At 27.8% G+C, this 11734-nt stretch carries 13 protein-coding genes; 7 read left to right on the forward strand and 6 right to left on the reverse strand.

The features are described from left to right. The gene (locus ACKTTQ_RS17755) at positions 1 to 1449 is read right to left on the reverse strand and encodes a S41 family peptidase (RefSeq protein ID WP_299135999.1); all 1449 of its coding nucleotides are present in this window, start codon (positions 1447 to 1449) and stop codon (positions 1 to 3) included. A gap of 159 nt (positions 1450 to 1608) precedes the next feature. Here ACKTTQ_RS17755 and ACKTTQ_RS17760 point away from each other — a divergent pair, with 159 nt between their 5' ends. The 6 genes from ACKTTQ_RS17760 (at position 1609) to msrA (ending at position 7060) form a co-directional block, all read left to right on the forward strand. Next, the gene (locus ACKTTQ_RS17760) at positions 1609 to 2118 is read left to right on the forward strand and encodes an RNA polymerase sigma factor (RefSeq protein WP_093870887.1); all 510 of its coding nucleotides are present in this window, start codon (positions 1609 to 1611) and stop codon (positions 2116 to 2118) included. After that, positions 2105 to 2581, forward strand: coding sequence for a hypothetical protein (locus tag ACKTTQ_RS17765; protein ID WP_299135998.1), 477 nt, complete (start codon positions 2105 to 2107; stop codon positions 2579 to 2581). The genes ACKTTQ_RS17760 and ACKTTQ_RS17765 overlap by 14 nt, the downstream gene beginning before the upstream one ends. A gap of 53 nt (positions 2582 to 2634) precedes the next feature. Beyond that, positions 2635 to 3135: a DUF4252 domain-containing protein gene (locus tag ACKTTQ_RS17770; protein WP_408049969.1), complete on the forward strand. Its 501-nt coding sequence runs from the start codon at positions 2635 to 2637 to the stop codon at positions 3133 to 3135. 66 nt (positions 3136 to 3201) lie between these two features. Then, a complete protein-coding gene (locus ACKTTQ_RS17775) occupies positions 3202 to 3741 on the forward strand; it encodes a DUF4252 domain-containing protein (RefSeq protein ID WP_408049970.1) in 540 nt (179 codons plus the stop codon). Between the two features lie 174 nt (positions 3742 to 3915). Then, complete coding sequence (locus ACKTTQ_RS17780) at positions 3916 to 6363, forward strand: M1 family aminopeptidase (RefSeq protein WP_408049971.1); 2448 nt, start codon at positions 3916 to 3918, stop codon at positions 6361 to 6363. 67 nt (positions 6364 to 6430) lie between these two features. Beyond that, positions 6431 to 7060, forward strand: coding sequence for a peptide-methionine (S)-S-oxide reductase MsrA (gene msrA, locus ACKTTQ_RS17785; protein ID WP_408049972.1), 630 nt, complete (start codon positions 6431 to 6433; stop codon positions 7058 to 7060). A gap of 79 nt (positions 7061 to 7139) precedes the next feature. On the opposite strand, the gene ACKTTQ_RS17790 is transcribed toward msrA, so the two are convergent. The 5 genes from ACKTTQ_RS17790 to ACKTTQ_RS17810 form a co-directional block, all read right to left on the reverse strand. After that, positions 7140 to 7565, reverse strand: a complete 426-nt coding sequence (locus tag ACKTTQ_RS17790; RefSeq protein ID WP_093870893.1) for a DUF2147 domain-containing protein — start codon at positions 7563 to 7565, stop codon at positions 7140 to 7142. A 70-nt stretch (positions 7566 to 7635) separates the two neighbouring features. Further along, positions 7636 to 8091: a hypothetical protein gene (locus ACKTTQ_RS17795; RefSeq protein WP_408049973.1), complete on the reverse strand. Its 456-nt coding sequence runs from the start codon at positions 8089 to 8091 to the stop codon at positions 7636 to 7638. 195 nt (positions 8092 to 8286) lie between these two features. After that, on the reverse strand, positions 8287 to 8862 hold the full coding sequence (locus tag ACKTTQ_RS17800) for a Crp/Fnr family transcriptional regulator (RefSeq protein ID WP_408049974.1): 576 nt from the start codon (positions 8860 to 8862) through the stop codon (positions 8287 to 8289). A 27-nt stretch (positions 8863 to 8889) separates the two neighbouring features. Next, a complete protein-coding gene (locus ACKTTQ_RS17805) occupies positions 8890 to 9417 on the reverse strand; it encodes a KdsC family phosphatase (protein WP_093870896.1) in 528 nt (175 codons plus the stop codon). Next, on the reverse strand, positions 9401 to 10153 hold the full coding sequence (locus ACKTTQ_RS17810) for a Rossmann-like and DUF2520 domain-containing protein (RefSeq protein ID WP_299135992.1): 753 nt from the start codon (positions 10151 to 10153) through the stop codon (positions 9401 to 9403). The genes ACKTTQ_RS17805 and ACKTTQ_RS17810 overlap by 17 nt, the downstream gene beginning before the upstream one ends. A 152-nt stretch (positions 10154 to 10305) precedes the next feature. Between ACKTTQ_RS17810 and ACKTTQ_RS17815 the strand changes: the two genes are divergently transcribed. Further along, positions 10306 to 11715 carry an MATE family efflux transporter gene (locus tag ACKTTQ_RS17815; RefSeq protein ID WP_408049975.1) on the forward strand — a complete coding sequence of 470 codons (1410 nt, stop codon included), beginning with the start codon at positions 10306 to 10308 and terminating at the stop codon, positions 11713 to 11715. Positions 11716 to 11734: the final 19 nt, after the last annotated feature.

The raw sequence follows: 11734 nt of genomic DNA on the forward strand, positions 1-11734 counted from the left end.
TTAATTAGTATTAGGTAAATTTTGTGTTATAGTTACGTTTTGATTTAAGTTTCTTTGAGGTGTTATGCTGTTGTATAAATATTCAAAATTATTAGCGTTACACCTTGGTGTTGCACCAACAGCTCCTGATGATATATAATTTAAAACCCTATCTAATATAGGATCTGTATTTTCACCTAAAACTCCCAAGTTCAAAACATCTTCATTTGGGCAAAGTTCCATATTGGGTGTAAATCCGTTTTCATAGGTCACTTTATCTTTATTTAAAAATTTTAAAACAATAGGTTTTAAAGCAAAAGTGTGAGTAACATTTCTGTTGTCAAAATCATAATCTTCTGAATTATATAAAAGAATAGTTCCAGTATTATTACCTTCAGTTTGTCTACCTATAACATGTACATTAATATGAGGTTTCAAACTGTTAATTAATAATTCAGTGGCCGGAGAACCTGTAAATTCATTCCCATTTAAAATAATGTATACATCTGTTAAATTCAAACTATTAATAGCTGTGTTTTTATTTAACTTTTCTGTGAACTTAGTGTTCAATGAATCAGGTTGGTTAATTTCAAACCATGATTGAGCTTTAGTGTTCCATTGTTTTTTTATAAAAACTTCATCTTTAAATTGCCCAGTAATCATAGATGCAATTTTAGTAATATTTTCAGCAAAACTTCCACCTCCAATATTATAGCGAAAATCAATAATTAATTCATTTACCGATTGGTTTTTAAAGTTTAGAAAAGTTGTATTTAAGTCACTAATGTAATTTGTAGAAAAATCATTGTTATAAACTAGGTAACCTATATTATTAGTCCTATTTGATATTACTTTTTCATGAAATACAGCAGGAAAGTCATATTGAGCTTTAACTAAAGCTACCCTTTTTGTATTAGGAGTAACAATAGTACCATTAAAATTAGCCATTTCTAATGTATATGCATTTTGATTAGTAACTAGCAATGATTGAAAATTAGTTCTTGTTAGTTGTACATTATCAACAGCATGAAAAAATTCACCACGAGTAATATTTTTCGTAGCTGCATCTGAATTAGGCAAAATATGTGTTACATACCCTAATACATTCTCAGTACTTCCTGGTTCGGCAATGATTCCAAATTCTAATCCACTGGTAATGGCATTTCTTTTAGGATTTTCTATGGTTGTATAATCATCTATAAGTGTAGATCTATCATCATTAGCTATTAATAAGCTTTTAAATAAATTTTGATTATCATTAAATCCATTTAAATAATCATATAATTGCTGATCAGAAGAAAAACGTCTATCAGATAAGTCAGGAATTTGATCTTGCCATAAGTAATAGGCATTTAATCCTTTCCATACAAAATCTTGTACTTCAATATTCTCAGGAGTAGGTTCTTTTTCACTACAAGAAGTTATAGTAAAAAAAACAAGTAAGAATAAAGGTATTTTAAAAAATTTCATATAGTAGGCTTTTGCTAAAAATTATAACGCAATTTAATGAATTATATTATTTTTTTTATAATTGATGTAACAAACATTATACTGTGTCGTCGTAATTATGTAAACCTGATAAAAAAGAATAAAATTATTTATAAGTTTACCTAACTAATTAACTAAACAATGAATCAATCAAACTTTTTAAAAGTTGTTTTACCATTTAAAGACAAGGTCTTTCGTTTGGCAAAAAGATTGTTAGTTTCTACAGAAGAAGCTGAAGATGCCACACAAGAGTTGTTTTTAAAGTTATGGAGAAATAAAGGAAAACTTTCAGAGTATAAAAATGTTGAAGCTTTTGCTATGACTATGACAAAAAATTATTGTTTTGATAGATTAAAATCTAAGCAAGCAGGTAATTTAACATTAGTTCACAGTAATTATAAAGAAAAAGAAACACCATTAGAAAAAAAAGTAGAAAATAACGATACAGTAAACCAAGTACACAGGCTAATTGAAAAACTACCAGAACAGCAAAAAATAATAATTCAATTAAGAGATATTGAAGAGTATGATTTTGATGAAATATGTAAAGTGGTTGATATGAAACCGACAGCAGTAAGGGTAGCACTTTCAAGAGCAAGAAAAACAATAAGACAAGAATTAATAAAAAAACACAACTATGGAGTTAGCTAGCATAGAAAAGTTATTAGATAAATATTTAAACGCAGAAACAACTTTGCAAGAAGAGAAAGTATTACAAAAGTACTTTAGAAGTAATAATGTAGCACCTCACTTGCATGAATATAGTGTAATGTTTAATTATTTTAAAGAAAGTAAAGATGAAGTTTTTACGAAAACCATTCAGTTAAAACCTGAGATAAAAAGAAAAAAGAACTGGAAATGGTTATCAGTAGCAGCATCAGTAGTTTTATTAATTAGTATTTACACAGGGAAACAAAAGTATGATGAGCATATACAGAGAAAACAGTTTGCACAAATAAAAGAGGCATTGCAAATGGTTTCAATCAACTTAAATAAAGGAAACGAAGCATTATATGCAGTTTCAAGTAACATTAATAAAGGAAAAAATGCAATTGGACAGTTGAGTACCTATGAAAATACTGTAAATAAAGTAATAAAAACAGTAAACAATTAATTAAAATACCAAGTAAACTAAAAATAAACCAAGTACATTAAAAATAGAATATCATGAAAAAAATAATATTTATACTAGCATTTATCATAACATCAAGCGTATCATTTGGACAATCAATGTTCGATAAATTAGAAGATTTAGACGAAGTATCAGCTGTAGTAGTAACAAAAGATATGTTTGTTTTACTAGAGAAGTTTCCAGATGCAAAATCTGATGATATGGAAATATTTAACATGGCTAAAGGATTAAATGAGTTAAAGATATTTTCTACTGAAGATGGAAGTGTAGCTTCTAAAATGGAAAGTATGGTAAATAAGGCTATTAAAAGTTCTAATTTAACTCAATTAATGCGTGTTAAAGATAAAAATTCACGAGTAAAAATTTATATTAAGGCAACAAAAAACAAAGAAATAGTTAGTGAAGTATTGATGTTTGTAAAAAACATGAATAAAGGAGATGATAATAAATCAAGTTCTACGGTTATTTCATTATCTGGTGAAATAGATGTAAATAAGCTATCAAAAATTGCCAATAAATACTCAAAAAATAAGTAGTAAACATTAAAGGAGAGTTGAACTCTTAGTTCAACTTTCTTTTTCATTAATTTAAAAATTAAGAACATGAAAAAACTATATATATATACCATAATGCTTTTTGCATTAGTAATTGTTTCTTGTAATAATAAAGAATCTTTACAAACTTATTTAGTAGATAGTCAAGATAAAAAAGGTTTTATATCATTAGATATTCCAGCAAGTGTTGTACAATTAACTTCAGATAGTACTAGTGAAGAAGACAAAAAAGCTTACGAAAGTATTAGAAAAATAAACGTTACTGGATTACCGTATACTAATACTGACGATGCTACTTATGAGGCTGAGAAAAAAAAGATAAAAGATATTTTAAGTAAATCATCTTATAAAAAGTTAATGAATTTTAAAAAAGATGGAATGAATGCAGCTATTTATTACTCAGGAGAGACTGATGCAATAGATGAGATAGTTGCTTTAGGTTACGGTAAAAAATTAGGTGTTGGTATTGCTCGTATATTAGGAAAAGACATGAATCCTGCTAAAATTATGGACATGATGCAAAAAGCAAAAATTAATACTGATAATGTTAACCTAGATCAGTTTAAAATGATTTTTAAAGATAAATAAAAAATAAAACAAACTTTTTTTAACCATTATACTTCATTGTATAATGGTTTTTTCTTTTTAACGGCTCATTAACAAGCCTAACGTCATATTTTCTTATTTTTGAAATTCCACAACTTTTTAATTACGGTATAATATTACTAAAACGAAAAAGTTTAATTAGTTAAGAAAAAATTTATGAAGTTTCAAAAACCGTTTATTCTCGTATTTTTATTTTTTTTTAAGATAACGCTAGTACAGTCTCAGGGAGTGTATAGAGCCGAGCGTGAAAAAATACATGATATAATTCACACTAAATTAAAAGTTGATTTTAATTTTAAAGAGAAAACATTAAATGGTGAAGAATGGGTTACTTTAAAACCTCATTTTTATGATACTGATAGATTAATTTTAGATGCCAAAGCAATGATTATTCATTCTGTAATGTTGAATGATAAAAAATTAAGTTATAATTATGATAATTATAAGTTAATTATTGATTTGCAACGCATGTATAAACGTGATGAAAAATTTACTGTTTATATAAAATATACAGCACAACCAGAAAAAGTTAAACAAAAAGGAAGCGCTGCGATTACATCAGCAAAAGGGTTGTATTTTATAAATCCAACTGGTTTGGATAAAAATAAGCCTACACAGATTTGGACACAAGGAGAAACTGAAGCAAGTAGTTGTTGGTTTCCAACCATTGATGCTCCGAATCAAAAAACTTCACAAGAAATTTATATAACTGTTCCTGAAAAGTTTGTTACACTGTCCAATGGTAAATTAGAAAAACAGACAAAAAATAGTAATGGTACTAGAACAGATTATTGGAATTTTACACAAAAACATGCTCCTTATTTATTTTTTATGGGGGTAGGGGAATATGAGGTTGTTAAGGATTCATATAAAAACATTCCAGTTAATTATTATGTAGAAAAAAAATACGCCCCATTTGCAAAACAGATTTTTGGAAATACACCAGAAATGCTGGCTTTTTTCTCAAAAGTTACAGGAATTGAATATCCTTGGAATAAATATGCTCAAATTATAGGAAGAGACTACGTAAGTGGAGCTATGGAAAATACAACAGCTGTAATTCATGGTGAGCAAGCATATCAAATGCCAGGGCAATTAATTGATGAGAATACACATGAAAATACGATTGCTCATGAAGCTTTTCATCATTGGTTTGGAAATTTAGTAACTGCAGAAAGTTGGAGTAATTTAACTGTAAATGAAAGTTTTGCAAACTATAGCGAATATTTATGGCTGGCTCATAAATATGGTAAGAATGAAGCAGAAGCTCATTTATTAGAGGATAGAGAGGCGTATAAAAATGGACAAAATTTTGATAAACATTTAGTGCGTTTTAACTATGATAGTAGAGAAGATATGTTTGATGCTGTTAGTTATAATAAAGGAGGGTCAATTTTACATATGTTAAAAAATTATTTAGGAAGCGATGCTTTTTTTGAAGGGTTGAATAAATATTTATCACAAAATAAATACAGAACTGCAGAAGTACATCAATTACGTTTAGCTTTTGAAGAAGTTAGCGGAAAAGATTTGAATTGGTTTTTTAATCAATGGTATTTTAATAGTGGACATCCAAAATTAAACATATCTTATGATTATAATAAATTACGTAAAACAGTAACTATTAATATTATCCAAGATCAAGCCAATGAGTTTAAATTCCCTTTAGCAATTGATATTTTTGAAGGAAGTAAAAAAACGCGTCATCAGGTTTTTGTTTCTGGTAAAGATGCCTCTTTTACCTTTCCATTTATAAAGCATCCTAACCTGATACAGATTAATTCTGATGGTGTTTTACTATGCGATATCATAGAGAATAAAATTTTAAGCGATTATATTCATCAGTTAAAATATGCTGAAAATTATGCTCATAAAAAGGAAGCTTTATTAGAGGTGTCTAAAAGGCAAGATGATAAAAAAGCATTCAGAGCAATAGCAAATGCAATGAACGATGATTTTTATAAGATTAGGATTCTAGCTTTAGAGAATATTAATTTAATTAATAAATATTCAAAGAAAGCAGTAATAAACAAGATTAAACAAATAGCAATGCAAGACACTAAAACATTAGTGCAAGCGGCTGCTATAGAAACGTTAGGTAAATTAACTGATCTAGAATTAAAGCCCGCCTTTGAAAAAGGATTACAGAGTAAATCATATGCAGTTTTAGGAAAGTCGTTAGTGGCAATGTATTATGTTGATAAGCAACTAGCAATACAAAAATCAAAAACATTACCATTAGAAGTCAAAAAGATAATAGCAACTCCTTTAACACGTATATATTTAGAAGAAAATGATGAAGATGAATTAAATTTTATTGCAAGTAATGTAATGTCGGGCATGTTTTTGAGTCAAAATAAAAAGATTCAATCATTATATAAAAAAGCATATGATAAAATAGCTAAGAGTAATAACTTTAATGCAATACAAAATTTATCAAATGATATTGTAGCAAAAGGAATACAGTATAAACAATATAGTTTTGATAAGGTAGGAGTTAATTTATTACGTCAAATGGTTCAGATGCAGAAAAAAGAAAATCATACTAATAAGCATCAAAATATAGAGGTTATTAAAACAGCAATGGCTAAATTATTAGAGTAATTAAAGTTGTGATTTTATAAAAATGAGTATTTGAATCTGAAAAAATTAATAAAATAAAAGTTAATAAATGAAAGGTTTAAATTTAGTTGTAGCATTTTTAGTATTGGCAGTTTTCTTTAGTTTTAAAGAAAAAGAAAAAGCTCCTAAAAAGGTAATTAAAGAAACTCAAAAATTAGAAGTAGCATATTTTGCTAGTGGTTGTTTTTGGTGTGTTGAGGCAGTATTTGAAAGTGTAAAGGGAGTAGAAGAAGCAGTTTCTGGTTATTCAGGAGGTTTTACTAAAAATCCAACATATCAAAAGATAGGAACAGGTAGAACTGGACATGCAGAAGCGGTGGCTGTTTATTACAATCCTAAAAAAGTAAGTTTTAAAACTTTAGTAACTGTTTTTTATGGTTCTCATAATCCAACAACCGTTAATGGACAACATCCTGATTATGGATCACAGTATAGGTCTATTGCTTTTTATAAAAATCAAGATGAAAAGAAAATAATAGAAAACGCAATTAAAAAATTAAACAAAGAGGTTTATAATGGTAAAATAGCTACCGAAGTAACAAAATTTAAGAAGTTTTATAAGGCTGAAGAATACCATCAAAATTATGAACGATTACATCCTGAAAATTCTTATGTAAAGAACGTTTCTATACCAAGGTTAAATCGATTTAAAAGAAAATTTCCTCATTTATTAAAATAATACCTAAAAGTAAATCATAAAAAACAGCCATTACAAATATATTTGTAATGGCTGTTTTTTAATAATGAATAAAATAGTATTATTTTTTTCTATACCAATAAGCGGTTCTTCCAAGTAAAGAAAAGCCAATGTACCCTCTAATTTTAAGCTTGTTTTTATCTTCTAGTTTAATGTAACATTTGTATTCTTTTCCATTTTTTGGGTCTAGAATTTTCCCACCATTCCATTCTTTTCCATCCTTTTTTAAACCAGATAAAATATTCATGCCTAAAATAGCTTTGTTTTTTTGTTTACCAGTACATTTATCACAAACTGCAGTTTGCCTGTTTTGATCAGTAATTTCAATGATTTTAGCATATGCTTTTCCATCTTTTTGATAAACCTCAATAACACTATCTACCTTGTTTGTTTCTTCATCTCTATTTTCCCATTTACCAAAAATAGATTGAGCATTAATGTTTGTGAATATTAAGGTTAAAATAAAAGTAAGAAGTAATTTTTTCATTTTTATATGTTTATTATAAGTGTTATGCAAATACTATACCTTAAAAGGGCTGTAGTTTTTTATGTTTTATTTAATTTTTCATTAGTAATAGTAATGAGCAGGTAAAAGCTATGAATTCAAAAAAAATTCTACTCCAATGCCAATTCCCCCATTTTATTAACTCTTTTTGAAGTTTTTTATTATCTATACTTTTTTCTGAAAAACTCTTATTAGTTTTTCGAAAATACAAAAAATAGGTTAGAAAAAAAGCTATTGTAGAAAAGCCCATTACTCCTAATAAAAGATTGTTTTTATTTGTTTGACAAAAAATATGAACAATAATAGTAATTAAAGGAACAAATACTGCTGCGATAGTTAATGGAGCAAAAAAATGATGAATTTTTTTACCATAGACTTTATGTAATTCAAAGAAGTCATTTTCTTTCAAATTTTTCCAGTAGGGAACTAAAAGAAAGGCTTCTGCAATTTGAGCTCCTAGAAAGATGCCTAATATTCCACTAGATAATAATAGAAGTACTACCATCATTTAAGATTTTTGGTTTTTAAATTTCTATAAAAAATATGTGTTTTAAAATTAATGAGTTTTGTTTGAGTTACACTTAAATAATATTTATTAAGATTAGTAGGTGATAAATACTTCATATAAGTAATTGTTTTTAAATTTATGATAGAACAAAATTCGACCACCTTTTTATCTATTTCAATTACATATGTACATAAATCACAATTGAAGGATTTTTTTTCTAATCCTACTTAATTGAGTTGCAGATATTCCTAAATATGAAGCAATATAATATTGAGGAATTAAAGCTTCAAGAGAAGGGAATTTTTTTCTTAGAATTAAGTATCGCTTATCAGCGTCAAGCAGAGCCATTTCTATTTCTTTTTTTTCTTTTTCTAAAAAATAAAGTTCCGCTATTTTTCTACCCAACCGTTCTATTTCATGGAAGTCGTTGTATAACCCTTCAATTCTTTCATAATCTGCTACGAGAATCTTGCAATCAGTTAATGCTTGTTGGGCAATAGTATTTGGTTGCTTGAGAAGTAATGATGTGTAAGCACCAATTATAGAAGGCCCAATAAAAAATTGTTTATTATATTCTTTTCCTTTTTCATTAAAAAAAAATGCTCGTACAATCCCTTCTTGTAAGAAGCCAATTTTACGAGCATACTCTCCCTCACGAACAAAAAAATCCTTTTTTTGTAATTGAAGTGGAGTAAAACATTTCTCTAGTTCTCGAAATACATTTTCATTTAGGTAACTAATATTGTTTATATACTCTTTAAGTTTATTCATTTTAAGTGATTACTTTAAAAAGTACCCTTAATCATACTGGGCATCAAAATTGTCGTCCCATTTTTTTTGTACTCTCATTACCTGTTCAATAATGTCTCTAGCACAACCTTCACCACCTTTTTTATCTGAAATATATTTAGCTACTTGCTGAATTTCTCTAGCACCATCACTAGGGCTACATGGCATTCCTACAAGTTTCATAACAGGATAATCAGGAATGTCATCACCCATGTATAGCACATTTTCAGATTTCAAATGGTATTTATTAACCAATTCGTTGTACTGTTCAGTTTTATTATGAGCACCTAAGTAAATATCAGTAATACCAAGATTTGATAACCTGGTTCTAACACCTTCATTTTTTCCTCCAGAAATAATACAAACTCTAAAACCAGCCTTTACTGCTGCTTTTAAAGCATAGCCATCTTTTATATTCATATTTCTAATTAATTGCCCATCAGGCATAACGGTAACAATTCCATTAGTTAACACTCCGTCAACATCAAAAATTAATGTATCAATTTGAGGTAGTATTTCTTTATAACTTTTTTCCATTTATAATTGACTCTGTTAATATTGTATAAATTTCTTGTTGTTTATTAGTAAGCAAATCTAAGTGATTTTTTATTGTTTTGGTATCATTTCTTTTAGCTGGCCCTGTTTGGGCATCTTCAGGAGAAAGCGATTGAATTTTTAAAGCTGTTTCTTTAATTAATGGATATAAAACTTCAAAAGGAACATCATATTTACTACAAATGTCATTACCTATTGTATATAAGTGGTTAACAAAATTATTTACAAATACAGCTGCTACATGTAAATGCTTTCTTTGTTCAGAATTTATGAAATATATTTTTTTACCTATAGATAAAGCTAGTGTTTCTAAAGTTTTTAAATCGTCTTTATTTTCAGCTTCTAGGCAAAAAGGAATAGTATCAAAATCTACTTTTTTATCTTTTGAAAAACTTTGCAATAAATAAAAAATACCTTTTCTTCCACTGTTATTCAATGAGTTTATAGAAACACTTCCTGATGTATGTACAACTAAACCTTTTGTTTTTATTTTTGAAGAAATTGTACCAATGGCATTATCAGAAACTGCAATAATGTATATATCAGCTTCTTTTAATAACTCTATATTATTTGTTATAGAAACATGGTTTTTTAAGTGAGTTATTTTTGTTATATCTCTAGCATATACTTGAATTAATTGAGTATCAGTTTTTGGTAGTAAAATATCTATTAAATGGCTAGCAACATTTCCAGCTCCAAGAATAACAACTTTAATCATAAAAGCGAAGATATTGATTTTATCTAAAGACCTTTGTTATTTTTTTTGCATATTTGCCATATGATTGTTTAAGTTTTACTTCGTACATACCTATTTAAAATAGAACCTTGTAAATACAAGGTTTATAATATTACGTTTAATACTATATTAAAATGACTGAAAACAATCAAACTTCAAAACAGAATATATTTTCACTTTTTAAAGATGCTGTACTAGGAAGACAGCAAGATTTTACACAAGGAAGCATTAAAAAAGCAGTTTTTATGTTAGCTATCCCTATGATACTTGAAATGCTAATGGAATCTATTTTTGCTTTAGTAGATATTATTTATGTATCAAGAGTAAGTGTAAACGCAGTAGCTACCGTTGGTCTTACAGAATCGGTATTAACACTAGTTTATGCAGTAGCAATAGGTTTAAGTATGGCAGCAACTGCTTTAATAGCAAGAAGAACTGGAGAAAAAGATAGTGTAGGGGCAAATCAAACTGCTGTTCAAGTTATTTTTTTAGGTATAGGAATATCTATATTAATTAGTATTTTAGGAATTGTATACCCAAAAGAAATTTTAGCTTTAATGGGAGGTGAACCAAATTTAATAGAAGAAGGTTTTGGTTATACTAGAGTATTATTAGGTGGGAATATTACAGTGATGTTACTTTTTTTAATTAATGCCATATTTAGAGGAGCTGGGAATGCTTCTATTGCTATGTGGACGTTGATTTTATCTAATGGGTTAAATATAATTTTAGATCCTATTTTTATTTTTGGATTAGGGCCTATACCTGCTTATGGAGTTGAAGGAGCTGCAATTGCTACTACAATTGGAAGGGGAGTAGCAGTAATAACTCAACTGTTAATTTTATTTTATGGAAAGGGAAAAATAAAATTAGTTATAAAAGATTTAGTATTAAATATAGCTTTAATTTTTAATATTATAAAAGTTTCACTTGGAGGTATTGGTCAATTTATTATAGGAACTTCAAGTTGGGTGTTTTTGATGAGAATAATGTCGGAATTTGGAAGTGAAGTGTTAGCAGGATATACCATTGCTATTAGGATCATGATGTTTACATTAATGCCAGCTTGGGGAATGAGTAATGCAGCTGCAACCTTAGTAGGGCAAAATTTAGGTGCAAATAAACCTGATAGAGCTGAAAAGTCAGTTTGGATTACGAGTAAATATTGTGCTTATTTTATGGGAATTGTATCTGTAGTGTATATACTTTTTGCATCTACTTTTTTAGAATGGTTTTCTAATAATCCTGAAGTAGTTAGTAATGGGGCTTTATGTTTACAAGTAATAGCAGCTGGTTATATTGCTTATGCTTATGGTATGGTAGTAATTCAATCTTTTAATGGTTCAGGAGATACAAAAACACCAACATTAATAAATTTTGTTTGTTTCTGGTTGTTTCAACTTCCATTTGCTTATTTAATGGCAATTACATTTGATTTTGGTCCTCAAGGGGTATTTTGGGCAATTACATTGGCTGAGATTTTAATAGCAATTATAGGTATATTACTTTTCAAAAAAGGAAAATGGAAAACAGTGAAGGTATAAGGTAGTTTTTGTAACTTTA

The sequence above is a fragment of the Tenacibaculum halocynthiae genome, assembly GCF_964512825.1.
Classification (GTDB): Bacteria; Bacteroidota; Bacteroidia; order Flavobacteriales; family Flavobacteriaceae; genus Polaribacter; species Polaribacter halocynthiae.

What these genes read in the sequence shown, in the direction of transcription:
- ACKTTQ_RS17755 (WP_299135999.1), bottom strand. Translation starts at nt 1,449, where the DNA reads ATGAAATTTTTTAAAATACCTTTATTCTTACTTGTTTTTTTTACTATA.
- ACKTTQ_RS17760 (WP_093870887.1), top strand. Translation starts at nt 1,609, where the DNA reads ATGAATCAATCAAACTTTTTAAAAGTTGTTTTACCATTTAAAGACAAG.
- ACKTTQ_RS17765 (WP_299135998.1), top strand. Translation starts at nt 2,105, where the DNA reads ATGGAGTTAGCTAGCATAGAAAAGTTATTAGATAAATATTTAAACGCA.
- ACKTTQ_RS17770 (WP_408049969.1), top strand. Translation starts at nt 2,635, where the DNA reads ATGAAAAAAATAATATTTATACTAGCATTTATCATAACATCAAGCGTA.
- ACKTTQ_RS17775 (WP_408049970.1), top strand. Translation starts at nt 3,202, where the DNA reads ATGAAAAAACTATATATATATACCATAATGCTTTTTGCATTAGTAATT.
- ACKTTQ_RS17780 (WP_408049971.1), top strand. Translation starts at nt 3,916, where the DNA reads ATGAAGTTTCAAAAACCGTTTATTCTCGTATTTTTATTTTTTTTTAAG.
- msrA (WP_408049972.1), top strand. Translation starts at nt 6,431, where the DNA reads ATGAAAGGTTTAAATTTAGTTGTAGCATTTTTAGTATTGGCAGTTTTC.
- ACKTTQ_RS17790 (WP_093870893.1), bottom strand. Translation starts at nt 7,565, where the DNA reads ATGAAAAAATTACTTCTTACTTTTATTTTAACCTTAATATTCACAAAC.
- ACKTTQ_RS17795 (WP_408049973.1), bottom strand. Translation starts at nt 8,091, where the DNA reads ATGATGGTAGTACTTCTATTATTATCTAGTGGAATATTAGGCATCTTT.
- ACKTTQ_RS17800 (WP_408049974.1), bottom strand. Translation starts at nt 8,862, where the DNA reads ATGAATAAACTTAAAGAGTATATAAACAATATTAGTTACCTAAATGAA.
- ACKTTQ_RS17805 (WP_093870896.1), bottom strand. Translation starts at nt 9,417, where the DNA reads ATGGAAAAAAGTTATAAAGAAATACTACCTCAAATTGATACATTAATT.
- ACKTTQ_RS17810 (WP_299135992.1), bottom strand. Translation starts at nt 10,153, where the DNA reads ATGATTAAAGTTGTTATTCTTGGAGCTGGAAATGTTGCTAGCCATTTA.
- ACKTTQ_RS17815 (WP_408049975.1), top strand. Translation starts at nt 10,306, where the DNA reads ATGACTGAAAACAATCAAACTTCAAAACAGAATATATTTTCACTTTTT.